Origin of the sequence: Telluria sp. B2, assembly GCF_051789535.1 — a bacterium.
Lineage (GTDB): Bacteria > Pseudomonadota > Gammaproteobacteria > Burkholderiales > Burkholderiaceae_D > Telluria.
Genome location: NZ_CP196525.1, coordinates 1,165,126 through 1,190,530, shown reverse-complemented (window position 1 = coordinate 1,190,530; position 25,405 = coordinate 1,165,126). Strand labels below are relative to the sequence as shown.

The window sequence follows — 25,405 nt, the reverse complement described above, 5'->3', positions numbered from 1 at the left end:
GGAGCATCCATGTTTTCATCCCGCTGGCTGCTGGGCGCAGCGCTCTTTGCCAACACTGCCGCCGCCGTGGCGGCCGATCCCGGCCCGCTGCGCCAGGAACTCTTTGTCCGCGGCGGTTTCAACGGCTGGGGCATCGACCATCCGCTGGTGCACAAGGGCGGCGGCATCTATGTAGCCGAGGCGCTGGTCGGCCCCGGCAAGCACGGCTTCAAGATCGGCAGCCGCGACTGGAGCCAGGAATGGGTGCTGGACGCGGGCAAGAGCGTGAGGATCAAGCAGGACCAGGCGCTGCCCCTCGACACCCAGGCCGGCCCCGAGGATTACCTGTTCGTACGCAGCACCGGCACCTACCGCTTCACGCTCGACGCGCGCAACCAGGCCGCGCCCCTGCTGCGCGTGACCAGGCTGGGCGACGCCGCGGCGGCCGCGGGCGCGGACCCGCACGCCGGCCACGCACGTGTCGCCACCCTCGCCTGGCCCACCTGGGACGGCAAGGTCGAGCAGGCGCGCTTCTCGCTGGTCGATCCCGAAGCCGAGTTGCGCAGCTACACGCACTCGACCACGCTGGCGCTGCGCGATCCGGTGCCCCGGCACGCCACCTACAGCGAGTCGGCCGACCGCCCCTACACCCGCAGCGGCAACCTGGCCTTCGACGCGCTGTTCGCGCTGGCCGGCAACGAGATGGCGCAGGATGCCGTCAGCGAAATCAAGGATGGCAACTATAACGGCGGCGCCGCGATCCCCTGCGAGTGCTTCGAGACCGGCGAGAAGTGGCATTACGTGTGGACGCGCGACCTGTCCTACGCGGCCGACCTCGGCCTGGCCCTGCTCGACCCGGCGCGGGTGCGCAACTCGCTGGCCTTCAAGCTGGCCGTCTACCGCAAGGAGGTGGCGAAAGCGCCGCAGGTGCCCGGCACCCGGGACGGTCTGCAGATCGTGCAGGACACCGGCAGCGGCGGCAGCTGGCCGGTCAGCACCGACCGCGTGACCTGGGCCTTCGCGGCCGAGGAAGTGCTGCGCACCCTGCCCCCGGCCGAGCGCCAGGCCTTTGCCTCGCGGGCGCTGCAGGCGCTGTCGAACACCATCGAGATCGACCGCGTCGCGGCCTTCGATCCGCGCGACGGCCTGTACACGGGCGAGCAGAGCTTCCTCGACTGGCGCGACCAGAGCTATGCGAGCTGGATCGTCGACGACCTGGCCTCGATGGCCAGCGCCAAGGCGGTGTCGACCAACGCCACCCACTACAAGGCGCTCACGCTTGCGGCGAAACTGGCGCGCGAACAAAAGGACACGGCGCGTGCCGCGCGCTACGAGGCCTGGGCGCTGGAACTGAAGCGTGCGATCAACAAAAAACTGTGGCTGCCGGATGCCGGCATGTACAGCAGCCTCACCGCCGCCCACTTCGACGGCGCGCCGATGCACAAGTTCGACTGGCTGGGCCAGTCGCTGGCGATCGTCACCGGCATCGCCGACGAGGCCCAGGCGCGCAGCATCCTGGCGCGCTATCCGCACGGCCCCATGGGTCCGCCCGTGATCTGGCCCCAGCAGCAGGGCGCGCCGGTCTACCACAACCGCGCCATGTGGCCTTTCGTCACCGGCTACGGCTTGAAAGCCGCGGCGCTTGGCGGCAATGCCGGCGTGGCCGACGCGGCCTACGACTCGCTGATGCGCGGCGCGGCGCTGAACATCTCGAACATGGAGAACCTCGAATGGCTGTCGGGCCAGCCACTCTTGCTGGACGAGGAGCATCCCGAGCTGATCGGCCCGGTGATCAATTCGCGCCGCCAGCTGTGGTCGGTCGGCGCCTACCTCGGCATGGTGGTCGAGAACGTGTTCGGCGTCGCGGCGCAGGACGAGGGCATCGTCCTGCGGCCTTTCGTGACGGCCAAGCTGCGCCGCGAGACCTTCGGCGAGACAAGCCAGGTCACGCTGCACAAGCTGCGCCTGCGCGGCCAGCGCGTCGCCGTGCGCCTGTTGCTGCCCGCCGCGAGCGAAGGTAACGGGCATTACCAGGTCGCGGCGGTCCTGCACAACGGCGCGCCGAGCGGCGCCCTCATCCCCTGGACCGCGCTGCGCGACGGCGATGTGATCGAGGTGAAGCTGGGCGCGCTGGTGGCCAGCGACACGGCGATCCACCGCGTGAACGCCGATCCCTATGTCGAATCGCCCGCCGTGTTCGCGCCGCGCGAGCCGGTCATCGAAGCGCTGGCCCCCGGCAAGGACGGGCGTGCCCGCCTGGACATTGGCGCCGCCGGGAACGATGTTGGCGTCGTCTACAACGTCTACCGCGACGGCAAGCTGGTGGCCACCAAAGTGCCGGCCGGCGCCTGGGCCGACCGCGAGACGGCGCCTTTCGCCTGCTATGCCCTGGAAGCCCAGTTCGTCTCGTCCGGCAACCGCAGCCACCACAGCGTGCCGCGCTGCCTGGCGCCCGCCAGCGAGATCGCGGTGACGGATGCGAGGGTGGCGACGAACCTGAAGGTCACGCCGGCGCAGGGCCGCTTCGGTGCGCCGCGCCTGGCCGACTGGGGCCAGCCGGCGGACCGTTTCGAGATCAGGGACCTGAAGGTCGGCCAGGCCGGCGACTACCGCGTCCAGGTCCGTTACCACAACGGGGCGAACCAGATCAACCTGGGCATCAGCGGCGGCGTCAAGTGGCTAGCGGTGCTGGACGCCCAGGGCAAGACCGTGGCGCAGGGCGTGATCCAGCTGCCGCATGCGAAGTTCGACAAGACCAGTACGCCGACCGTGCTGTCGACGCCGCTGTCGGCGCGCCTGCAGCCGGGAAGCTACAGCCTGCGCATGGGCGACTTCACCAACATGAGCTACCTGGAGAGCAACGCGAGCTTCAGCGGCGCGGGCGGCACCACGGGGCCATGGAACCGCTTCGATATCTATGGCGTGCGGGTGCAGCGGGTGAACTAGAGGCGCTCTAAGCGGCGGCGCGCTCGCTGGCGCCCCTCGCCCCGGCCGGTTTCAGCAGCGCCAGCCGGCCTTCGAGCACCCGGAATTCCAGCGGCATCGGCATGCGCGTCACCTCGCCGTCGGTAGCGACCTTCACGGTGCGCCGCGGCGACAGGCGCGCATGCTTGACGGTCAGCCGCTTGAACGAGAAGGCAACCACGTTCGGCGCTTCGCCCAGGCGTCCCAGGGCGCCGCGCAGCAGCAGGCCGAGCATGCCCAGCTTGCCGACCCGGCGCGGCGCGATCGCCGCCAGTTCCCCATCCTCGACCGCCTCGGTCAGCGGCTCCATGCCGACCTGCTCCATCTGCAAGCGGTTGTTGCCGACGAACAGCGTGGCGGTGCGGAGCTTGCGCACGACGCCCTCGGTCTCGAGCGCGATGCGCAGGGGCCGGTGCCGGCCCAGTGCGGTCTTCAGGGCCGAGAGGATCGCGACGACGCGGCTGCGCCCGTACTGGCGCTTGTCCTGCTCGCGCGCCTCCAGCAGGGCCGGATACAGGCCGACGCTGGCGTTCACCAGGAAAATGCGGTCGTTGACCATCCCGACCTGCACCGGCTGCACAGTCGAGGTGAGGAGCGAACGCACCGCTTCGGCCAGGTCTTCCGGGATGCCGTGGGTGCGGCCGAAATAATTGAAGGTGCCCTGGGGCAGCACGCCGAACACGCAGCCCTGCAGCACGGCCTGGTGGGCGACGGTATTGATGGTGCCGTCGCCGCCTGCGGCCACCAGCACGCCGTTGCTGCGCTTGGCTTCCTGCGCCATGCGGCGCGCGATCTCGCCGAGCTGGGCGGCGTCCTTGACGATTTCGAGATGGCAGGTGCGGCCGGCCTCGGCCAGCACGTCGCGGATGGTCGAGCATCGCAGCTCGGTTTCCGCATGGCCGGAACCGGCGTTGAGCACCACGTAGAAGGCAGCGTTCGGATCTGGCTCGATGTTAGGCATCGCGGCGAAGCTTTCGAAATGGGTCGGAAGGTCTTCCTCATCCTACCACCGCATGGCCGGCCTTCCGTGCTGCACCGCACAGAGACGGAGCGCTCGGAACGTGCGCCTTCGCTCAGCGGCCGGCGTCTCGGCTTGCCCGCTTCGTACCGCGTGGACACAGGTGTCCACCCTGGCAAGGCGGCGTCCGGCCTGGGCCCGAGGATGAGCCTCTATTCGTCGGCGGTCGGCCAGTGGTCGGGATCCTGCAGCAACTGATACATGACGTAGGCGTCGACATAGCCGAGGCGCTTGTGGCGGAAGGCCTTGGGCAGGGTGCCGACGATGGAGAAGCCGAGTTTCTTCCACAGCATGACGGCGGCGCTGTTGGTGCTCACCACATAGTTGAACTGCATGGCCAGGTAGCCCTGGCGGCGCGCCTCTTCCAGGCTGTGCTCGCCGAGGATGCGGCCCACGCCGACGCCCTGGGCGTTCGGGCTGACCATGTAGGAGGCGTTGGCCACGTGGTGCCCGCGTCCGAGCTGGTTCGGCACCACCCGGTACATCCCGAGCACGCGTTCGCCGAGGACCGCCACCCGCGCGGTGACGTTCGGCCCCAGCCAGTAGGCGTGCGCAGCCTCGCGCGTGGTGTCGGGACCGAAGGGATAGGTCTCCCCGGTGGCGACATGGGCGCTGAAGATGGTCCACATCGCGTCGAAATCGGCGCTGGTGGCGGGGCGGATCTGGATATCTTTCACGGCACGGATAATGCTTGTGGAAAACTGGATAGGCTTACAACACAGGGGCTGGCGATTCTAGCATCGGCCCGCCAGGCTTCAGCGTCCGATACGAAAGTCGACCGCAGCCGGGCGGCCGGGCAGGCGCAGGGTCGCGCGGCCGGGCGGCGCTTCGGCCACGATGGCGCCGCGCCGCACCACCAGCCGGCGCGCCGCGCGCAGGCGGATCGCCTCGACCGGCGTGGCGGCGTCGAGCAGCACGAAGTCGGCGTGGCAGCCCGGCGCCAGGCCATAGCCTTCCAGGCCGAGGATGCGCGCCGGCGTCTCGGTCACTGCCAGGAAGCACTGGCGCATGGCCTCTTGCCCGGTCATCTGCGCCACGTGCAGGCCCATGTGCGCCACCTCCAGCATGTCGCCCGAACCCAGGCCGTACCACGGGTCCATCACGCAGTCGTGGCCGAAGGCGACCTCGATGCCGGCGGCCAGCAACTCGGGCACGCGGGTCATGCCGCGCCGCTTCGGATACGTGTCGTGGCGGCCCTGCAGGGTGATGTTGATCAGGGGATTGGCGATCGCCGCCACGCCGGATTCGCGCATCAGGGGCAGGAGCTTGCTCACGTAATAATTGTCCATCGAATGCATCGAGGTCAGGTGCGAACCGGCCACCCTGCCCTGCAGGCCCAGGCGCCAGGTCTCGCAGGCCAGGGTCTCGATGTGGCGCGAGAGCGGGTCGTCGGTCTCGTCGCAATGCATGTCCACCCGCAGGCCCTGGTCGGCCGCGAACTCGCACAGCAGGCGCACCGACTCGGCGCCTTGCGCCATCGTGCGTTCGAAGTGCGGGATGCCGCCGACCACGTCCACGCCCATCGCGATGGCGCGCTTCAGGTTGTCGAAGGCGCCGGGGCTGCGCAGCAGGCCATCCTGCGGAAAGGCCACCAGTTGCAGGTCGAGGTAGGGGGCGACGCGGCGGCGCACCTCGAGCAGGGCCTCGACCGCCAGCAGGCGCTCGTCGCAGACGTCGACGTGGGTGCGGACCGCCAGCAGGCCGCGCGCCACCGCCCAGTCGCAATACTGCAACGCGCGTTCGACCAGCGCCTCCTGCGCCAGCTGCGGCTTGAGCTCGCCCCACAGCGCGATACCCTCCAGCAAGGTGCCGGACGCGTTGACGCGCGGCATGCCGTAGCTGAGCGTGGAATCCATGTGGAAATGGGCGTCGACAAAGGGCGGCGTGACGAGGTCGCCGCCGGCGTCGACCTCCTGCGCGCCCTGCAAGGCCAGCGCCGGGCCGAGCTCCGCAATGCGCCCTTCCCGCACGGCGATATCGATACCGGTCCGTCCGTCCGGCAGGCTGGCATTGCGAACAACAAGATCCATGGCAACTCCTGAATTTGTTCCAAATCATTGTAGCGATTTCCTGTCACCTGCCTAGCCTAATCGCGTGTCACTTTGTAACAATGCTGCAGCGCAAGATTGCGCGTACGCGACAACGTCAAATTGTTCTTTTCAACACTCTGCATCAGGGCTACACTAGGATTTGTTGCAGTGCGCCATAACCGAACGATAGGGAATTCCGATGACTTCACTTCCAGAACAGTTCCAAGCAGCACGCCAGACCCAGCTCGACAAGCAATTCCAGCTCCTGCGCCAACTGGGCGACGGGGCGCTGGACCGTACCAGCCGCCTCTTCGCCCTCAACCTCGACGCCTCGCGCGCAGCGGTCGAGCATTCTTCGAACACCATGCGCCAGCTGCTGGCCATGCGCGATCCGCGCGACCTCCTGGACATCGGCGCCCAGAGCCAGCGCCAGCTGCGCACGATGTTCGACTATAGCCGCGAGCTGTTCAGCATCGCTACCGGCCTGCGCGGCTTCGGCATGCAGACCTACCAGGTGGAAGCCACGGCGCCGGCGCCGGCGCTGGCCGCCCCGGCCGCCGCCGAGACCGCACCGTTGAAGGAAGCGGAAATCGTCGCCGACGCGACCGCGGCCGTCAGCGCCAGCGTCGCGCAGGTGCTGGCCGAGACCGCGCCGGCTGCCGAATCGGCCCCGGCAGCGGCCCCGGAAGCGGCCCAGGTTTCCGTCTCCGCGGCCGACATCGTGCCCGACACCACGCCGGTGGTGACCTCCGATATCGCCCCGCCGGTGGCGCCGACGCCGATCGCCAGGGCCACCAGCGAAGTGCTGGACCTGCCGATTGCTCCGCCGCACCCGGTCGCCGCCAGCGTGCCGGTCGAGGTGGCCGTCGAGATCGAAATCCCGAAGGTCGAGCCGATTGACGCCACGCCACCTGTCGCCGTCCCCGCGGCTGCGCCAAAGCTCACGGAAATCCGCGGCGGACGTGGCCGCAAGAAGCAGAACTGATGCAGGTCTGATGCAGGTCTGATGCAGGACTGATTCCTGCAGGCACGCGCGCTGCGCCGCGCGGACAAAGAAAGTAAACTAGCGGGCTTCGGCCCGCTTTCTTTTTCGCGGGCGCAATAGCAAGGAATACCGATGAGTTTAGCGAGCTTGGTGGGCAGCTTCGTGCTGCGCCACTGGAAAGCATACGCGTCGTCCGCGGTCATGCTGGTCGCGGTCGCGGTATGCAGCGTGTGGGTGCCGCGCAAGGTGGGCGCCATGATCGACGGCCTGGCGGCGCACCGTTTGTCGAGCCACGACCTGATGGTCGGGATCGCGCAACTGCTGGCGCTGGGCCTGGTGATCTACGTGCTGCGGGTGTGCTGGCGCGTGCGCCTGTATTCGGCCGCCTACCGCCTCGGGGTCGAGCTGCGCATGCGCCTGTACAAGCGCCTGTCCAGCCAGGGCCCTGCCTTCTACCAGAAGCAGCGTACCGGCGACCTGATGGCGCTGGGCACCAACGACATCGACGCCATCGAGATGGCCGCCGGCGAAGCGATGCTGGCCGGCTTCGACGGCACGCTCACCCTGGTGATGGTGCTGGGCGTGATGCTGCTCGGCGTCGACTACCGGCTGGCGCTGGTCGCGCTCCTGCCCTTCCCTCTGATGGGCCTGGCCTTCTGGTACATCTCGCGCCACATCCACACCGCCGAAACCGATTCCCTGAAGCGTTTTTCGGACCTGAACGACCACGTGCAGGAATCGCTCTCGGGCGTGCGCACCCTGCGCGCCCTGGGCCTGGAAGCGCGCAGCGCCGGCCAGTTCGCCGAGCTGGCCGGCAAGGCTTCGGAAGCGAGCCTCGCCGCCCAGAAATGGGAGGCGGCCTACGAACCGGCCGTCGGCCTGACCCTCACCGCCGCCAGCACGCTCACGCTCGGCCTGGGCGGCTACCTGGTCTGGCAGAACCAGCTCACCATCGGCGCCCTGACCAGCTTCACCATGTACCTCGGCCAGCTGATCTGGCCGATGTTCGCGGCCGGCTGGGTGCTCTCCCTGATCGAGCGCGGCCGCGCCGGTCTCGCGCGCCTGCAGCCGATGCTCGACGCGCCGCTTACCGTGGTCGACGAAGGCCGCATCGAAGCGATCGAGGACGGTCCCCTGGTGCTGCGCGATGTCAGCTTCACGTATTCCAGCGCCACCCAACCGGCGCTCGACAAGGTCTCGGTGGCGCTGCGCCCGGGCATGACCCTGGGCCTGGTCGGCCCCACCGGCGCCGGCAAGTCGACCCTGCTGCGCGTGCTGCTGCGCCAGGCCGAGCCGCAGAAGGGCGAAGTCACCTGGGGCGGCCACCGGCTCGACGCCTACAAGCTGGCGGCCCTGCGCGCGGCAACCAGCTGGGTGCCGCAGGAATCCTTCCTGTTCTCGGCCAGCATCGCCGAGAACATCGCCCTGGCGCGTCCCGGCGCCAGCCGCACCGAGATCGAGGAAGCGGCCAAGATGGCGGCCATCCACGACGACATCCTGCGCTTCCCGCACGGCTACGACACCCCGGTCGGCGAAAAGGGCATCACGCTCTCGGGCGGCCAGCGCCAGCGCGTCGCGATCGCGCGTTCGCTGCTGGCCGACAGCTCGCTGCTGCTGCTCGACGACGCCTTGTCCGCGGTCGACACCGGCACCGAGACGCGCATCCTCGAACACCTGTCCGAGCTGCGCGCCTCGCGTCCGGAGCTGACCGCGATCATCGCCAGCCACCGTCTCTCGGCCGTGGTGAACGCCGACCTGATCGTGGTGCTGAAGGACGGCCGCATCGTCGAATCGGGCGACCACGAATCCCTGCTGCTGCTCGATGGCTGGTACGCCAGCCAGTGGCGTTACCAACAACTGGAGGCCAGCATCGATGCAAGCTGAAAAAGTGGAAAAGGCCGGGCGCGCCGAGGCGAAGCGGGCCGCCGCACTGCTGCGCCGCGCCGCCTGGCCCGACATCAGACACCTGAAATGGGCCACCTTCTGGCTGGTCATCGCCGCCGCGCTGGAAGTCATCGGTCCCATCCTCGGCAAGGCCCTGATCGACGACCACCTGGTGCCGCGCAAGGCCGACTGGACGCGCATGGCCCTGCTGCTGGGCGGCGCCCTGATTACCGGCTGGATCTCGACCTGGCTGCGCTACCTGCAACTGGTGCGCCTGTCGGGCCTGGCGATGCGTTCGGTGCAGCGCCTGCGCGAGTGGGTCTACGGCCACGTGCTGCGCCTGCCGATGGCCTTTTTTGATCGCGCCATCACCGGGCAGCTGGTCAGCCGCGTCACCAACGACACCGAAGCGGTGAAAAAGCTCTATATCCAGGTGCTGTTCTCCATCCTCGACAGCACCATCGTCCTGCTCGGCACGACGATCGCCATGGCCTGGCTCGACTGGCGCCTGATGACGATCGTGCTGGCGCTGCTGCCGGCGGTGCTGGTCATCGTCTGGCTCTACCAGCGCCTGTCGGCGCCGGCGGTCACGCGTGCGCGCGCCCTGCGCAGCGACATCAACGCGCAGATGGCGGAGTCGATCGGCGGCATGACGGTGCTCCAGGCCAGCAATGCCGCCAGCCGCTTCGGCGAGCGCTTCGCCAACACCAACAACGGTCACTACGAGGCGCGCATCGCCGAGATCCGCGTCAACGCCCTGCTGCTGCGCCCGGCCCTCGACCTGCTCAACGTGGTCTTGCTGGCGGTCGTCATCTTCGCTTTCGGACGGCGCGAGATCGGCGCGGTGGAAGTCGGCATCCTGTACGCCTTCATCAGCTACATCGCGCGCGTGGTCGAGCCCCTCATCCAGATCACCATGCAGTTCAGCGGCCTGCAGCAGGCGGTGGTGGCCAGCGCGCGCGTCGATACCCTGCTGAGCGAAGCGGGAGCGGCCGAGCACGCGGCCGGCCGCAGCGGAGGCACCCGCATGAACGCTTCGCCGGACGCGCCGGCGGTGCGCGTGCGGCGCCTGAATTTCGCCTACGTGCCGGGCCAGAACGTGCTGCACGATATTTCGCTCGACATTCCCCAGGGCGCCTTCTACGGCATCGTCGGCCACACCGGCAGCGGCAAGTCGACCCTGCTCTCGCTGCTGCTGCGCTACTACAGCGCCAGTGCGGACAAGGGCGAGGGCCAGATCGAGATCTGCGGCGAGCCGATCGCCGGCATCGACAACGAGCGCTTCCGCAACGAGGTTGGCCTGGTGCCGCAGGATCCCTTCATCCTGGCGGCGTCGGCGCGCGAGAACATCGACATGGGACGCGGTTTGTCCAGCGAGCGGATCGAGGCCGCGGCGCGCGCCGCGCACGCGCACGGCTTCATCGCCGCGCTCGAGCAGGGCTACGACACCTCGCTGGGAGAAGGCGGCTCGCGCCTGTCCTCGGGCCAGAAACAGCTGATCGCAATCGCGCGCGCCCTGGCGGGCGAGCCGCGCATCCTGCTGCTGGACGAAGCGACCTCGCGTATCGACTCGGCCACCGAGCAGGTCGTGCAGCAGGCGCTGGTCGAGCTGCGCGGCAAGGTGACGATCATCGCGATCGCGCACCGGCTCTCGACCATCCGCGACGCCGACCGCATCGTGGTGCTGAACCACGGCCGCATCACCGAATCGGGTCCGCACGAGGAACTGATGCGCATCGAGAACGGCTTGTACCACCGGTTATATATGCTGCAACAACTGGCGGTATAAGCACCGGGCCGCGCCTGCCTTTCCCATCCCCCTCGCGCGAGGGGCATAAGCAGTTGCCAATAGTGCCGTTTTGGCGTCGCTTTTTTGCTTATCCATGCAAAAAAAGCGAAATTTCTATTAGGCAACACGCATATAATGCTCGATGGCGTCCGCAAAAATATGGAACGCATAACGACATCGGGAAGGCTGGGCCGGTAGTGAAAACGACGAGAACACCACGACAGCGTCACGCTGTACTGCTGGCATCGATGGTGCTGGTCTCCTCGTTTGCCACCGCCCAGGGCCCGGCGCCATTGACGGCGCGGCTGGCCGAGATCCGCGAGGTCAACCGCTTCATTCCCGAGCGCGCGCTGCCGATGCTGCTCCAGATCGAGAAGGAAGCGCGTGCCGGGTCGGTCGAGGACAAGGGCGAACTGCTGGGCCAGCTGTGCGGGGCCTACTATGCCCTGGGCCAGACGGACAAGGCGCTGGCGACCTGCGACGAGCTGATCGCTTTTGGGCGCGCCAGCAGCAACAATGCCGCGCTGGCCAAGGGCCTGGTGCGCAAGGCCTACATCAAGTACGCACAGAACGAGCTGGCGCTGTCGCACAGCCTGATCTGGGAAGCCGAACGCCTGGCCAATACGACGGACGACATCGAGTTGCGCGTGCGCGTGGGCGTGAATGCGGCCGAGGCCTATTCCGAGGACGGCAACTTCCCGCGCGCGCTCGAAAAGATGCAGGCGACGCTGGCCTTCGCGAAAGAGCGCGGCAGTTCGATCCAGCAGGTCATCGTCCTCAATGCGCTGGCCAACCTGTATGCCCTGATGCGCGAGTTCGACAAGGGCTTCGAGGCCCTGGCCGAGGCGACCGACGTCGCCGGCAAGGCCGATTCGCCGGGCCGCATGGCCCAGCTGAAGTCGACCGAATACGCGCTGGCGGTGAGCACCGGCCAGATGCAGCGCGCCCTGAAGGCGCAGCTCGCCGCGCTCGAACTGCAGCGCAAGATCGGCGCGCACTCGCTGGTGACCTATTCCCTGATCAACCTGGCCGACTGCTACCTGAAGATGCGCGACTTCCGCAACGCGACGACCTACGCGCTGCAGGCGATCGCGGCCGCCGAGGCGCTGAACGACGGGGCGGCCCTGGCGACCGCGCGCGTCAATCTCGGCCAGGCCTACCTGGCAACCGGTCGCCTGGCTGAAGGCAAGGCCAGTTTCGAGGCCGGCCTGGCGCAATACGAACAGAACGGGAACAAGCCGGAGCTGCAGGCCGTGCTGCAGGAATACGGCCAGGCCCTCGAACACGCCGGCGACTACGCGGCTGCCGTCAAGGCCTACCACCGCGAGCGCACGCTGTCGAACGAGCTGTTCGAGAAGCGCCGCCAGAAGGCGATGCTCGAGCTGCAGGAAAAGTACGACGCCGACAAGAAGCAGCGCCAGATCGAACTGCTGGAGCGCGAGAACCAGATCAAGTCGGCCGAGATCGACAACCGCCGCCTGCAGCAGCGCATCTGGGCGCTCCTGATCGTGGTGTTCGCGCTGGTCTCGGTGATCGTCGGCCTCCTGTACCGCAAGGTGCGCCACGCAAACGCCCAGCTGCACGAGAAGAACCAGGAACTGAAGCAGCAGAGCGTGCGCGACCCGCTGACGGGCCTGTACAACCGGCGCCACTTCCAGGACTTCATGCGCACCCACCAGCAGACCGAAAAGCGCGGCGCCGGCACCTCGGGCGACGAGATGGTCAGCGCGCTGTTCCTGATGGACGTCGACCACTTCAAGCACATCAACGACACCTACGGCCACGGCGCCGGCGACGCGGTCCTGATCAAGATCGCCGCAAGCCTGCGCGAGATCCTGCGCGAGACCGACATGATCGTGCGCTGGGGCGGCGAGGAATTCCTGGCCTTCCTGCCGGCGATCCCGCGCAGCGGCCTGGACGAGGTGGCGCGCCGCCTCCTGAACGGCATCGCCGAGACCCGCATCGACTACCAGGACATGACGCTCGGCGCCCAGGTGTCGATCGGCTTCGCCCCCTACCCGCTGGCGCCGGCCGGCCAGACCCTGCCCTGGGAACGCGCGGTCAACCTGGTCGACATGGCGCTCTACATGGCCAAGGGCCACGGCCGCAACCGCGCCTACGGCGTGCGCGGTTTCGCCGGCTTCGCCCAGACCTCGATGGAAGAAATCGAGCAGAACCTCGAGCAGGCCTGGCGCGCCGGGTTTGTCGACATGTCGATCGTGACGGCGGGGTGGCAGGAGTTAAGGGCGGCGGGGTGATTGCAGCCTGTCTGATGGGTTTTGGGATTCGGTTTTTTGGTTTTTTGGGTCGTAGGGTGGACACCTGTGTCCACGCGGTACGGCGCGTGCGCTATCGTGCCACCGCGCGCTAGCGCCCGGTCCGCTTGACACCCGGGTTTTCTCGAAGGTCTCGTCCGATCAACCGGTAAGACCGCGTGGACACAGGTGTCCACCCTACGAGACCCTACTTCGCCGCCTCCTGCATCTTCTCGCCCGCGCGCTCGACCTTCTCGCCCACCTTCGCGCTGGCCTTCTCCAGCCCGCGCTCGGCTTCGGCAGTCGCATCCCTGATCTTCTCGCGCGCTTCCTCGGTGCGCTCGACCAGGCGGTCCCTGGCCTCGTCGGCGCGTTCGACCGCGCGCTTGGCGGCCTCGTCGGCTTTTTCGAGCGGCGCGCGCAGTTCGCGCGCCACCTTGTCGCCGGCCTCGTCCATCGCCTTGCCGGCCTTTTGCGCCGGGCCCATGGATTCGTCGTCGTCGCGCGGCGAGCAGGCGGCAAGCACCGCCAGCACTGCCACCAGCAGCGGCGCACCGAACATCCTGGTCGTCTTCATGTTCGCTCCCTGTCAACTCCTGTTTCCGCCAGCATACACCGTGGAAGATTTGCGTGGCTCACCGGTGGAACCGGATCAGCGCACCTCGTCGGCGCGCGGATGCTCGGGCTGGCGGGCGTCGATCTTCGCCTTCAGGTCGCGCGACGCCGCGTCCTCGCCCCAGCGTCTGGTGAACGCGCGCAGCCGCGTGCGCGCCCGCTCGAAGGATGAGGAGGCCAGCGCCGACTCGACCGCGGCCTTTGCCTCGCGCCAGGCCTTGTCACGCTGGCGCTTGCGCGTGCACGCGCCGGCCGCATCGTTGAGCGCCTGCTGCACTTTCTGCAACTGCTCGGGCGTGGCCTTGGTCGAGCGCAGCGCAATCAGTTCGCTCTGTGCTTCGCGCGGCTTGCAGGCTGTAGCCAGCGCGATCGCCTTGTCCATCTGCTTCTCGATGCGCCGCTTGGCCGGGTTCGCCACCAGCCAGACCACCCACAGCAGCGCCAGCGCGAGCAGCCACCAGCGCAGGCGCACCGGCTGGCGCTTCGGCGGCGCGTCCGGGGCGGGTGTGGCGCGCGGACCGATGCCGGCGCGTACGCCAGGGCGCGGCGACGAAGCAGACGTTACCGGCGGCGCTACTGGCGGCATTACCGGCGGCTTCGCCGGCGGCGCCGAAGGAGCCCCGGCGGCCGGGGCCGGCGGACCGGACGGCCTGCCCATCGCCGCAGCCGCCCCGCCCACAGCGCCTTGCGCCTGGGCGAGCGCAGCGGCGGCGGCAGGAGCGGCCGCCGTGGCCGCCGACTCGCGCGGCGGCGCGGCGGCATCCTCGCGTCCGGCCTTTCCGAGCGGGATGCCGGATGCGCCCGGCGCCGCCGGCGCTACCGGAGCCGCTGGGACCGCCGCATCCTGCACCGCCGGCGGCACGCGATGCGCCGCCGCGTCGCCGCGTTCCACGCCCGCACCCTGCTGCGTGCCGCAGTAGGGACAGAAATTCACGCGGCGCGGCCAGGTGCGGGCGCAAGCCGGCTGGATACAGCGGTGGAGCGTCTCGTTCTGCACAGCCCTCGACTCCTACTGCGGATCCGGAATGCCATCGTCCGGATCGGGAATGGCCGGTCCGCGCAGCGCGTCGAGTCCGGGGATGTCGGCCACGGTTTGCCACTTGCCGAACTTCGGGTCCTGCGCCATGTTCCAGGCGCGCGTGGCCAGGTCGATCTCGCCCTGCGTGAGCTGGCGCGCGATCTCCTCCACGGCGAAAGGCCCGCGCTGGGCGCCCTGCACGAAGAGTTTATAACGCGGTCCGCTGGTCGCCGCCGGCGCCGCGGGCTGGACACGGCGCTCGATCGCCTGGGCGGCGCGCGCGTCGCTGGCCAGGAATTCGGGCTTGATCACGCGCTTGTCGACCGGCCGCTCGACTTCCCAGCTGTAGGCGTCCGAGGCGGAATCCGGCACGGTCTCGGTCCAGTCTGGCAGCATGGCCAGGGCGGCGTCGACCGAGGCGTTCGACAGCGAGGGATCGAGCGCCACCGCGCGGCGGAACCAGGCGTCGTACAGCCGGCGCGCCGTGATGTTCGGCAGCGACGGCGACGGCAACTGGGCGCCGGTCTCGTCGGTTTCCAGGCGCGGCTCGTAGACCCGCAGCTGGTAGTGGCGCATCAGCGCGGCCAGCAGCAGCAACTGGTGGGGACCCAGCTGCGCCTGGCGGCTGCGCACGGCGGCGATCACCTGCTCGCGGTAGTAAGGCGGCAGGCCATTCGAGCGGATCGCGTACTCGTTGCCGATCTGCAGCCACTCCCCGGAACCCGGCTCGACCTCGAACAGGTACTGGCCGCGCGGCTGGAAGCTGGCCTCGCGGTCGCCCAGGTCGGCTTTCCGGCGGATGACGCCCAGCGCGATCGCCTGCAGGAACCACTCGTAGTCGTCGGCCAGGCGGTTCAGTTCGTCCATCGAGGGCGAGATCGGATGCCGGAAGCGCGTCGAATCGAAGTGCAAATGGGTCGGGATCTTCGGGTTTTCGATCTGGTAGGAAGCGCGCCAGGTCGGCAAGCCGCGCAGCACCGTCATCGGGATGCCGGACAATTCGATGTAGCAGACCGCGCGGCCCGGGATGCCGGTGTTGACGATCGAGACCAGGTCGCCATGGAAGAAACCGGTCGGCACGGCGGCGCGGATTTCAAGCTCCATGCGCCGCCAGGCGGCCACATCACCCACTCCGATAAAACACTTGAATTGGTCCGAATTCGGAGTGAACTCGGCCGAGAAACGCGCGTTCACCCAGGGCATGGCGCTCCTGATCCATTCGGCGAAGACACGCTGGCGTTCCTGCGGACTCATGGCGTTCAGGCGTTCCAGCAGCGGATCGGCCGGCTCGGCGCCCAGCTCGGTGCTGGAAAGCTGGGTCTGGGCGCGACGGAACAGTTTCAGCAGCAAATCGGCCCGCATGCGCTCGTCGCCCAGTTGCGGGAACAGCTTGCCCGAGCCGCCGAATTCCAGCAGCACTTCCTCGCTCCACGTGCTCACGTCGCTTGTCAGCCGCACCGGCGCTGGCGCCACCTCGCTCGCCAGCTTGATGTAGGTGGCGTGCTCGTGGCGCGCATCGGCGCGCAACTGGCTGATGCGCTGGTCGACCGCACGCAGGATTTCCTGCACGTGGCGCCGCCCTTCCTGGAATTCGCCGGCGATCCCGCTCCACTGCGCATTGCCCTCTTCGTCCGTCGATTGCGGATCGCCCAGCCAGGCCGACATCGTGCGCATGACCTCGATCGACTGGCCGGCGGCCACGGCCAGCAGGTGGAAGCGCAGGTAGTCGGCGATGTCGCGCTTGAGGTGGGCCATCACTTCGCGCGCCTGGGCATCCTTGCCGAACAGGCGGCCGGCCGCCTGGCCCAGGTTGTTCAGCGACTCCTCGACCTGGCGCGTGCGCAGGGCGTCGCGGATGTCGCGGTAGCGCCGGCCGTTGCGCTCGGCGTTGATGAGGTCGCGCTGCAGCAGGCGCGCCTTGACCTGTTCCAGCAGAGAGAGCACGAATTCCAGCCCGCCCTGCTTGCGGTCGTCGAGCAGCGCATACAGGCGCTCGCGCACGCGCGCCTTCAGGCGTGCGCTCAACTCGCCCGTATGGCGCTTGATGCGGTCCTCGCTGGTCTCGGCGGTGGCGCCGGCTTCGCGGATCGCGTCGCGCTCGAGATGCGGCAGCAGCTCGGCCACTTTTTCGCGCCAGAGCTTGATGTCGTAGCCGGCCATGATGCGGTCGACCTCGAGCTGCACCTTGCTTTCCACGCGCTCGAGCAGCGAGCGGCCGTCCTTGTCCATCAGGAGCTGCTCGGTCAGTGCGTATTCCTGGAAGGGCGTGACGTCCACGGTCCCCTTTTTGAAGTCGGGGAATTCGTTGAAGGGACGTTCGCGCATTTCCATCTGCTCGCGCATGAAGCTGTCGCGCTCGGCGTCGCCGGCGCGCCGCGCCAAGGCGCCGTCGCGTCCGACCAGGCCGAAGAATTCCTTGACCATCAGCGCCGCCAGCTCGTAGGCGCGGATGTCCTCGCGCAGGCTTTGCTGGGTGTCGAGCACGGCCTGTCCGAAGGCCGAATAGACCTTCGAATACGACAGGCGCATGTCGCCGAAGCGCGATTCCGGCACGCGCGGGTTGTAGGGCCCGAGCTTGTGTTGCTGCTGGTTGACCGCGACCGAGCGCTTGCGGTTGGCGAAGTCGGCCGATGCAAAATCCTCGAACAGGGTGTCGGCCACCATCTGGTAGACGTCCTTCACGTCCTGGGTCGCCTTGTTCGCCAGGTTCGCCGTGTCGACGAAATACACGTCGTCGAAGGGCGCGCCGCGGCCCTGGATGCTGTCCGGCTCCATCCACGACACGCGCGCGTTCATGTCGCGCATGGTCGTTTCCAGCTCCATCATGGTGGCGTAGGCGTTCGCCTCGGTGCGTTCCTTGTTGGCCTTGGCAAAGCCCGAGGGCATGAACATCACCAGGTCGACCTGGCTGTCCGAGACTTCCTGGCGCGCGATCGCCTTCGCCATCCAGCCCAGGTCGATGGCGCTGCCGGCGCCGGTGCCGCCGGCGTTCGAGGCGATGACGACGATGCGGAACTTCGAGGTATCGACCTGCAGGCCGAGGCGCTGGTAGTTCTCCTTGCGCTCGATGCCGGCGTTACTGCTCAGGAAATTCAGCGCGCCCTTGATGCGCCCGCGCAGCTTCGGATATTTGTCGAACAGGTACAGGCGCGCCACCGCGCGGATCTGGCCCGCCCCTTTCGAGGGGTCGATGCCGAGCGAACGCAGTTTTTTCGGACGCAGCGGCATCCAGCTTTCGATCAACGGGAAGCGCGCCAGGCTGTCGTCGGACTCGTGGTATTGCGGCAGGTCGAGCGGCTCCACCAGGCGTTCCTCGTCGGTCAGGCGCACCAGTTCGTACCAGGGATCGGTGCGCTGGGACTTGCCCTCGTCGATGACGGCATTGTTGTCGAGGTCGAAGTGCAGGAAGCGCGCGACCGGGAAGTCGGCGATCGATTCCACGCGGGTCGGATGCTGGCGGTTCCAGACCGCCGACAGGATGCGGCGGCGGATGCGCATCATGACTTCCATGCCGGTGCCGCCGGCGCCGATGAAGAGCGTCGGGCGCAGGTCGACCTTCAGTTCGGCCTTGCGGTTGATGCTTGCTGGGGTGGGAATGTCTGCCATTGTCTCGTCCTTGGTCAATCAGCGGCGGCCAATGAAAAGGGCAGCCACCAGCGCCACCAGGCCGACCGCCACCAGCGGCCCGGTCACCGCCCAGGTGAGATAGCGGCTGGCGTTGATGATCGCCAGCACGGCCGCGGCCGACAGGAAGGCCAGCCCGACGAACAGCAGCCAGCCGGCGCTGCCGGCCGTCGAGGGCGACACGCGCCGCACGACCATGTGGTGCACATAGGCGTTACGGACGAAGAAGTAGACGACCAGCAGGACCACGAAAACCGCCGCGCCGATGGCGAGATCGCGGTTCGAGGTGTCGGTGGCGGGCGCCAGGCTGCCCGGCTCGGCCGGGACGACTTCCACCGGATGGGTGGCGGTGTCGGGCGTGGTCTTCGGCAGCGCTTCGTCGGGCGCGGCCTTGTCTTCGGGGAGCTTGAAGCCCGGATCGGTCTGGCCGCTGCCTGGTGCTGGGGTGGTGGCTTGCATGGGGTTTTCCTTTTCTAATTCAGCGGCCCAGCCGGACTTGCGCGCCTTCGCGCAGGTCGGTCAGCTGGTGGCCGAACAGGGTGGTCTTCAGGCGCGCGACTTCATTGCCCGCCTTGTCGTAAATCGGTTGATCGGTGCCGGTGCGCGCGTGCATGGTGCGCAGCTCGTCCTCGACCGTTACATAGGCGCGGCGCGGGCGCATCCAGGCGTAGGCGGCGGCGCCGGCGGCCGCCAGCAGCGCCAGCAAACCGCCGCCTACGGCCAGCAGCGGCGCCATCCCGTAGTGCACGCGCACCTCGATCGGCAGCACGGCGGTCGAGGCCTGCACCTGGGCCGGCGGGATGAAGATGTCGGGCAGCGGGTCGCCCGGGAACAGCGCGGCCATGCGCTCGCGGAAAGCGCCCGAGAGCGCCAGCTTCTGGTCGGCCAGGTGCACTTCGATGGTCCCCGGCAGCACGTAAGCCGAGCCGGCGGACCGGATCGCTGCCATCGACCACTGGCTCGGCAGCTGCGCCACCGGCAGCTGCAGGGTGGAAGCCAGCGGCTGCGGCTTGCCCGGCGCAAGCATGCTGGCGCGGCGGCTGGCCAGCGTGACCGGCCGGTTCTCTCCTCCCAGCTTCGAGCGCGCGCTCAGGGTGGCGCTGAGGATGGTGTAGGGGTACATCGTGTTTTCCAGGTTCCAGCGGATCTTCGCCGAGGGCGACACGGCGCCGGACGCCACGTCGGCGCGCAGCACGCCGCCCGGCCCCATCGAGAAGGACACGCCCGGCGCGTCCTCGACCTTGCGCGGCACCAGGCGCACGGTGTCGCGGTCCAGGGGTTTCAGGCGTGCCGGCGGCTCGGTGATGATCTTCGCGATGCCGCCGCCGGCCAGCAGGCGGTCCAAAGCCTGCGCCCCCGCCGGGCCGATGGCGAAGGCATAGACCATCAGGCCGTTGGCGCGGTAATGCTGGCCCTGCACCTGCATGCGCAAGGGGAAAGCCAGCGCCGTGCGGATCGCCCCGCCGCGGTGGATCAGTTCGTAGAACTCGCGGTTGCGCTGGGCCGTGGCCTGGTCGTTGTTCGGGCTGTTGCGGTTGTTCGTGACCAGCCAGACGATGCCGTCCTTGCCTCCCAATGCCTGGCTGATCGCCGCACTCACGGCTTCGCCGAGGTCGGTGTCGGCCAGGGCGCCGCCGGGCTTGCGCGCCGTGTCGAGACCGGCCAGGGCCCTGGTCGCCTGGGCGCGTGTTCCCTCGCCCACCCTGGCCGACATGAGCGCCTTCGGCGAGGGCGCGCCCGGCAGCGACTGGTTGAAGGCCGCCAGCACCAGCGCGTCGCCCGGCTGCGCCACCGCCAGCGCGAGTTCCGTCACGAGCGGCTTGAAGCGCGATTGCGGATCGGCGTAGAAGGGCTCCATCCAGCCCGAGTTCTGGACCAGGAAGACGTGGGGCGTGGCGAATGCCGGCCAGGCCGCGCACAGCAGCGCCAGCATGGCGAGCAGCCGGTTGAACGCGCCCCTCACGACAGCTCTTCCAGGCGCCAGCCGCGCATCTGGTTCCAGTCCGGGTGGTGCAGCCAGAGCGCGCCGGCATACACGAAGGGCACGCATTCGAGCGGCCGGGTCAGGCGCGCGACTTCGTCGAGGATGACATTGCGCTTGCCTATCCACTCGATGGTCGTGCGCGCGATGGTGCGCGCGATGGTGCCTGTACCGAGCGCCTCCTCGGCGCGGCCGGTGTACTTGTGAAAGCGCAGCACCAGGCCGCTGGGCTGGCTGCGGTTGTTGTTGAAGCTGCGCAGCAGCGGCAGCACCAGCGTGTCGTCCTCGTGCACGTCCTCGACGTGCTCGGCCGACCAGGGTTCGTCCAGCACCGGATGGCCGCGCCGGAACAGCAGGTTGGCAAAGCCGAGGCGCGCGCCGTCGATGGCTTCGAGCTGGGGATGGTCCGAACCCAGTTCGAGGAAGGAATAGGCCTGGCCATCGTGACCGATCTGCCACAGGCGTCCATCGCGGCTCTGGGTCGGGCCGCCGAAGTCGAGCCTGGGCGCCCAGCCGGCCGGCCAGGGCATCCAGCGTGGCGCCTCGCCCGGGCGCCAGGCCAGTTGGCCCTCTTCGTGCAGCCAGAACAGGCGGTTGTCGTAGCCGATCGGGCGCGTCCAGCCGCGCGTGGGCGCACCGGTGTAGTCCAGGATCTCACCCTGGTCGAGGTCGGCGCTGGTGGCAAGCAGCTTGAGCACACCGTCGGCAACGAAGGGGCAGCCGACATGGCGGCGCATCGCGCCCGGCGCCGCCGCCAGCGCGCCGGCGAACAGCGGTTCGAGACGGTAGCTTTCGTTGACCGGATTGATCCAGAGGCGAGCGAGACCGGTGTCGGTCGGCACGATGCCGACCTCGCCGCGCACCGGATTAAGCGCCGGCAGCCAGCCGTACTGGCCGGGCGTGAAGCGCAGCTCGCTGGCCGTATCCTCGGCCGTCATCACGTGCCAGAGCTGGGACAGCGGGTCCCAGTACTGCAGCACGCCACGCGCGGGGGCCAGCGCCAGCAGGCGCGGCTCGGGAAAGCCCCAGGTGGAGGCGGCGAACACGCAATGCGCGTTGGGCGGCACCGGCATGGCCAGCTCGGCGCGGCCGATGGCGGGCATGGCCGGGCGCTCCTCCAAACTGTCGCCCAAGGGCAGCGACGTGACAGGCAGGCCGTGCGGCACATGGCGCGGCAGGGCCTGGTCGCCGGCCGTTCCCCACCAGTCCGGCTGGCGCAGGCTGTGCCCGGCCAGCTTGTGCAGGGCCTGGCCGCAGGTCGGACAGAAAGCGAAGCCTTCCGGATAGATCGGCGCGCACGCGCAGGACGCGGGCAGGGAAGCGCCCAGCAGGTGGGCGACGTCGAGCAGCCGGCCGCGCGCATGCGCCTGCCAGTCGATGCGGCCGAGACCTTCGGTGGTCTCGAGCGCGAACTGCCCGCTCCTGTCGTCTTCCAGCCAGACGCTGGATGGCGTTTCCCATCTGTATGCCATTGCGCTCCGCCGTCGAATGAAAAAGGACGCAAGCGGCCCGCCCCAAAAGCGGCCCTTGCTGTCGAAATCATAACGCCGCCATTGCCGCGATGGCGCGCCGTTCGCCGGGTAGCGCCAGGTGGCACCTCAAGCATCAAAATACGGGCCGTTCAAGGGAACTTCGGCGCAGAACCGTATAATGACGGGCCCGACATGCCCCACGCTGCACGCCATGAATTCCCCCGCCCTGCCCGACCTGCCCGCGCACGCCATCGATGCGGCGACCAGCCACCTGCACGCCATCCTCGGCATCGCCATCGAGCACGGTCCCGCGCACCGCGCGCTGGTGGTGTACGACGAGCGCACCGGCCTGTCGCGCGCCCTGGTCGAGGCCTACCGGCGCAACCTGCCGGACGCCGACTTCGTCGACTTCGACAGCGTGCGCCCCGAGGAGGTGCCGGCGCGCTTTCGCGGCTTGCACGCGAAGGACCTGGTGGTGCTGGTGCAGTCGACCAACTTCCGGCTGGAGGCCTTCCGCATCCGCGTCGAGCTGTTCAAGCTGGGGCTGAAGGTGATCGAGCACGTGCACCTGTCGCGCATGCCGGGCGCGCAGGCCGAGCACTACATCGAGGCGCTGGCCTACGACCCAAGCTACTTCCGCGGCGTGGGCCGGGCATTGAAAGCGAGGATCGACGCGGCGCCGCACGGACGCGTGGTCGGCGACGGCGCCGAGCTGGTATTCGCATCAGGCTTCGAGCCGGCCAAGCTGAACATCGGCGATTACAGCGAGATGCACAACGTCGGCGGCCAGTTCCCGATCGGCGAAGTCTTCACCGAGGCCCTCGACCTGGAAGCGGTGAACGGCCGCGCGCGCATCCACGTGTTCGGCGACACCAACTACCGCTCGAACCATCCGGAGACGCCGGTGACCATCATCGTCGAAAAGGGCCGCGTGGTCGGCACCGAGCACGCGACGCCGGAATTCCAGCACATGCTCGACATCATCCGCGCCGACGAGGGCGAAGTCTGGGTGCGCGAGCTGGGCTTCGGCATGAACCGCGCCTTCACGCGCGAACGCCGCGTGGCCGACATCGGCACCTACGAGCGCATGTGCGGCATCCACCTGTCGCTGGGCGCCAAGCATGGCGTGTACCCGAAGCCGGGCTTCAAGCGCAAGGATGCGCGGTATCACATCGACGTGTTCGCGGTGACCGATGCGGTGTATCTCGGCGAGGAGCGGGTCTATGCGGATGGAGCCTGGACGGTCTGAGCGCAGATACAATTCGCACATCCAACTTCAGCCCGGCCCGATATGCTCACTCCAGAACAACGCGCGCAGTACGACCGCGACGGTTTCATCGTCCTTCCCAACTTCAAGTCGCCGGGCGAGATCGCCGCGCTGCGCCGCCGCGCCGAGGAAATCGTCGACGCCTTCGACCCGGCCGAATCGCGCGCCATCTTCACCACGCGCGACCAGGCGGGCGCCAGCGACGAATGGTTCCTGGGCTCGGATAACACGATCCGCTGCTTCTTCGAAGAGGAAGCCTTCGGCCCCGATGGCCAGCTGCGCCAGGCGAAGGCGCTGTCGATCAACAAGATCGGCCACGCCATGCACGACCTCGACCCGACCTTCGAGCGCTTCACGCGTGATCCGAAGCTGGCCGCCGTCGCGCGCGACCTCGGGTTGGAGAAACCGCAGGTCTGGCAGTCGATGTACATCTTCAAGCAGCCCGGCATCGGCGGCGAAGTGCGCTGGCACCAGGACGCGACCTTCTTCGACTCCACCCCGATCAGCGTGACCACCTTCTGGTTCGCGCTGGAAGACGCGACGATTGAAAACGGCTGCCTCTGGGCCGAGCCGGGCGGGCACCGCGGCCCCTTGCGCGAGCGCTTTCTCCGCGACGGCGACCGGATTACGATGGAAAAGCTCGACGCCACGCCCTGGCCCGACAACAGCACGGCCGTCCCGCTCGAGGCCGCGGCCGGCACCCTGGTCTGCTTCCACGGCCTGCTGCCACACTACAGCGCGCCGAACCGCTCGCCGGTGTCGCGCCATGCCTTCACGTTGCATGCGACCGATGCGGGGACCGCCTATTCGCCGCGTAACTGGATTCAGCGGGATGACAGCCTGCCGGTGCGCGGGTTTGATCTGACTTGAGCACCCAGCAACAGGTGGTGTGGTCATGGGGGCCATGTCGTTCACCTCTCACCATCGAGTGGTCACCGTGGCAACGGATAAATTTGACAGGCTCTTCAAGAAAGATTTTTTTTAAGACAAAGGGCGCTATCTAGCGCCCCTTGCTGTATCTGAACTAGCGACTGCGGCCCCATCGCCTTAGTGCTAGAGCTGTGACGACTGCCGCACCCACGAACACTCCACCAGATATGCTCATCCATGTTCTGTAGGCCATTCCGTTATCGAAGACGGATAGCGCAACCACCACGGTCGCAAAGAATGCAACGCTAAGCGATATGATCCCTCGACGCCATTCACCCGAGAGGGGTGTAGGCAAAAAGAGAAGAGAGAATGTGACTACCGATGCGAGAAATGCGGAAACACCCATGTCTATGGCCGCATCCCTTCCAAGCCCCCGAGGACTGGGAACAACGCAGGTCACGTACAGAAAGGCGAATTCGACCATTCCAACCCCAAGTGAGATTGGAATCAATCGAATCATCGCCGTGTGGCCTCGCCGGTACTTTAGGGCAAGGAATGTGATGAACGCCGTGCTAATAAACGTCATGAAGAGAATGCCACCCGCCATCTCCACGTTCAAGGCGGGGGTAAGTTGGTGCCCTATTAGCAAGTTAAGCACGGTCACAAAGAAGGCGACACCAAGCGAGATGAGCGCTTTCATGCGAAAGGCTCCACTGAAGGGCAGTTGAAGTACATGCCTGCCTTGCTACCGCCTGCCTGCATTACTTCCTCTACAAACGAGGCGCAGTTGTTCGGAAGCACCAACCACAGCCATTGTTTCTTCATCAGTTCGTGCAACTTCAGATGAGCGCCTTGAGGATTGGGCAGCTTGACGATCCAGCGTCGAATTTCGCGCTTTCCCGTTTCTTTCAAATACCGCTGGTAGCCGTCTTCGTGCATGAACTTGGGCAAGCTGTTACGTCCTGCTACGTGGAAGTACCACGAGGAGCCGACGTGGAGCAATGCATGGCCGCAGAAGTTGGGGCCATCGCCCGACACAATGACAGCACAAGTGTGCTTGAAGTCTATTATGTCAAGGGGGCATAGAATCATCTCGTCGCCTTCATAGGGTGCAGACATGATCGGCCCCTGTTAACAGACTTTGTTGCTGCTGCAATCCCAGCCGCCCGATGTATTGCCTTGCGCCCCGCCCCGGATGCTCTGGCGTGTGTAGCTCCACTTGATCTTTGCATACGCTAGGTGAACCCGTTCACGGATGATTCCGCCGTCGCCGCTGTCTGGGGTGACATTCGCAATCATCAGGTTTTCGAGCTCAATCCGAAAGTACGGGATGGGCTTGCCGTCGCTGTCAGCGCGCATAAACTCGAAGACGGCCTTGCTAATCGTCTTCCCGGCTGCGCAGGTTTGGAGCAGAACGGGGGAAGCGATGTCCGCTAGCTTCTGGAAAGTGATGGGGTGAAGCTCAGCCCGACCGCTGGTTAAGCCGCCCGCAGTCGATACCGTTCCCGCTCTCGGCTGGTGGACAGCGTAGAGGACATTACTGACCTCGATCCATTGCTTATGGGCCGAGTCCTCCGACTCGCCGTTGATACCCTCGATCCTCAAGTATGCGTCGATAGCCAATTTCTCCTCCGTTAATGGTTGAGCAAGTGGA

19 protein-coding genes are annotated in these 25,405 nt (G+C 67.5%); 7 read left to right on the top strand and 12 right to left on the bottom strand.

Translation table 11 applies throughout. From position 1 onward, the window contains the following. Positions 1-9: 9 nt before the first annotated feature. Positions 10-2,925, top strand: coding sequence for an alpha-L-rhamnosidase-related protein (locus ACSUZJ_RS05340; protein WP_499413994.1), 2,916 nt, complete (start codon positions 10-12; stop codon positions 2,923-2,925). Between the two features lie 7 nt (positions 2,926-2,932). On the opposite strand, the gene ACSUZJ_RS05335 is transcribed toward ACSUZJ_RS05340, so the two are convergent. The 3 genes from ACSUZJ_RS05335 to ACSUZJ_RS05325 form a co-directional block, all read right to left on the bottom strand. Then, on the bottom strand, positions 2,933-3,904 hold the full coding sequence (locus ACSUZJ_RS05335; protein WP_499413992.1) for a diacylglycerol/lipid kinase family protein: 972 nt from the start codon (positions 3,902-3,904) through the stop codon (positions 2,933-2,935). 209 nt (positions 3,905-4,113) lie between these two features. After that, on the bottom strand, positions 4,114-4,638 hold the full coding sequence (locus tag ACSUZJ_RS05330; protein ID WP_499413990.1) for a GNAT family N-acetyltransferase: 525 nt from the start codon (positions 4,636-4,638) through the stop codon (positions 4,114-4,116). A 78-nt stretch (positions 4,639-4,716) separates the two neighbouring features. Then, positions 4,717-5,991: an amidohydrolase family protein gene (locus ACSUZJ_RS05325; protein ID WP_499413988.1), complete on the bottom strand. Its 1,275-nt coding sequence runs from the start codon at positions 5,989-5,991 to the stop codon at positions 4,717-4,719. 199 nt (positions 5,992-6,190) lie between these two features. Between ACSUZJ_RS05325 and ACSUZJ_RS05320 the strand changes: the two genes are divergently transcribed. The 4 genes from ACSUZJ_RS05320 to ACSUZJ_RS05305 all read left to right on the top strand — a co-directional run bounded on the left by ACSUZJ_RS05320 (position 6,191) and on the right by ACSUZJ_RS05305 (position 12,907). Beyond that, on the top strand, positions 6,191-6,976 hold the full coding sequence (locus ACSUZJ_RS05320; protein WP_499413986.1) for a phasin family protein: 786 nt from the start codon (positions 6,191-6,193) through the stop codon (positions 6,974-6,976). Between the two features lie 132 nt (positions 6,977-7,108). After that, the gene (locus ACSUZJ_RS05315) at positions 7,109-8,860 is read left to right on the top strand and encodes an ABC transporter ATP-binding protein (RefSeq protein WP_499413984.1); all 1,752 of its coding nucleotides are present in this window, start codon (positions 7,109-7,111) and stop codon (positions 8,858-8,860) included. Next, complete coding sequence (locus ACSUZJ_RS05310; protein ID WP_499413982.1) at positions 8,850-10,649, top strand: ABC transporter ATP-binding protein; 1,800 nt, start codon at positions 8,850-8,852, stop codon at positions 10,647-10,649. The genes ACSUZJ_RS05315 and ACSUZJ_RS05310 overlap by 11 nt, the downstream gene beginning before the upstream one ends. A gap of 197 nt (positions 10,650-10,846) precedes the next feature. Continuing rightward, positions 10,847-12,907 carry a tetratricopeptide repeat-containing diguanylate cyclase gene (locus ACSUZJ_RS05305; RefSeq protein ID WP_499413980.1) on the top strand — a complete coding sequence of 687 codons (2,061 nt, stop codon included), beginning with the start codon at positions 10,847-10,849 and terminating at the stop codon, positions 12,905-12,907. Positions 12,908-13,112: 205 nt separating this feature from the next. On the opposite strand, the gene ACSUZJ_RS05300 is transcribed toward ACSUZJ_RS05305, so the two are convergent. The 6 genes from ACSUZJ_RS05300 to ACSUZJ_RS05275 form a co-directional block, all read right to left on the bottom strand. Next, positions 13,113-13,481, bottom strand: a complete 369-nt coding sequence (locus ACSUZJ_RS05300) for a hypothetical protein (protein ID WP_499413978.1) — start codon at positions 13,479-13,481, stop codon at positions 13,113-13,115. Positions 13,482-13,556: 75 nt separating this feature from the next. Continuing rightward, the gene (locus ACSUZJ_RS05295) at positions 13,557-14,453 is read right to left on the bottom strand and encodes a hypothetical protein (RefSeq protein ID WP_499413976.1); all 897 of its coding nucleotides are present in this window, start codon (positions 14,451-14,453) and stop codon (positions 13,557-13,559) included. A gap of 75 nt (positions 14,454-14,528) precedes the next feature. Continuing rightward, entirely contained in the window at positions 14,529-18,143 is a 3,615-nt protein-coding gene (locus ACSUZJ_RS05290) for a tubulin-like doman-containing protein (protein ID WP_499413974.1), read from the bottom strand. 18 nt (positions 18,144-18,161) lie between these two features. Further along, positions 18,162-18,620: a hypothetical protein gene (locus ACSUZJ_RS05285; protein ID WP_499413972.1), complete on the bottom strand. Its 459-nt coding sequence runs from the start codon at positions 18,618-18,620 to the stop codon at positions 18,162-18,164. Between the two features lie 19 nt (positions 18,621-18,639). After that, positions 18,640-20,124, bottom strand: coding sequence for a hypothetical protein (locus ACSUZJ_RS05280; RefSeq protein WP_499413970.1), 1,485 nt, complete (start codon positions 20,122-20,124; stop codon positions 18,640-18,642). After that, positions 20,121-21,614: a hypothetical protein gene (locus ACSUZJ_RS05275; RefSeq protein ID WP_499413968.1), complete on the bottom strand. Its 1,494-nt coding sequence runs from the start codon at positions 21,612-21,614 to the stop codon at positions 20,121-20,123. The genes ACSUZJ_RS05280 and ACSUZJ_RS05275 overlap by 4 nt, the downstream gene beginning before the upstream one ends. A gap of 211 nt (positions 21,615-21,825) precedes the next feature. On the opposite strand from ACSUZJ_RS05275, the gene ACSUZJ_RS05270 reads away from it, so the two are divergent. Both ACSUZJ_RS05270 and ACSUZJ_RS05265 read left to right on the top strand, forming a co-directional pair. Then, entirely contained in the window at positions 21,826-22,863 is a 1,038-nt protein-coding gene (locus ACSUZJ_RS05270) for a M29 family metallopeptidase (protein WP_499413966.1), read from the top strand. Positions 22,864-22,905: 42 nt separating this feature from the next. Continuing rightward, positions 22,906-23,751 carry a phytanoyl-CoA dioxygenase family protein gene (locus tag ACSUZJ_RS05265; RefSeq protein ID WP_499413964.1) on the top strand — a complete coding sequence of 282 codons (846 nt, stop codon included), beginning with the start codon at positions 22,906-22,908 and terminating at the stop codon, positions 23,749-23,751. A 154-nt stretch (positions 23,752-23,905) separates the two neighbouring features. Here the strand turns inward: ACSUZJ_RS05265 and ACSUZJ_RS05260 are convergent, their stop codons facing one another. From ACSUZJ_RS05260 to ACSUZJ_RS05250, 3 genes are read right to left on the bottom strand one after another with little or no spacing between them, the layout of a single operon-like run. Continuing rightward, positions 23,906-24,451 carry a hypothetical protein gene (locus ACSUZJ_RS05260; protein WP_499413962.1) on the bottom strand — a complete coding sequence of 182 codons (546 nt, stop codon included), beginning with the start codon at positions 24,449-24,451 and terminating at the stop codon, positions 23,906-23,908. After that, positions 24,448-24,870, bottom strand: a complete 423-nt coding sequence (locus ACSUZJ_RS05255; protein WP_499413960.1) for a hypothetical protein — start codon at positions 24,868-24,870, stop codon at positions 24,448-24,450. Before ACSUZJ_RS05255 ends, ACSUZJ_RS05260 begins: the two co-directional genes overlap by 4 nt. 12 nt (positions 24,871-24,882) lie before the next feature. After that, positions 24,883-25,374, bottom strand: coding sequence for an Hcp family type VI secretion system effector (locus ACSUZJ_RS05250; RefSeq protein ID WP_499413958.1), 492 nt, complete (start codon positions 25,372-25,374; stop codon positions 24,883-24,885). Positions 25,375-25,405: the final 31 nt, after the last annotated feature.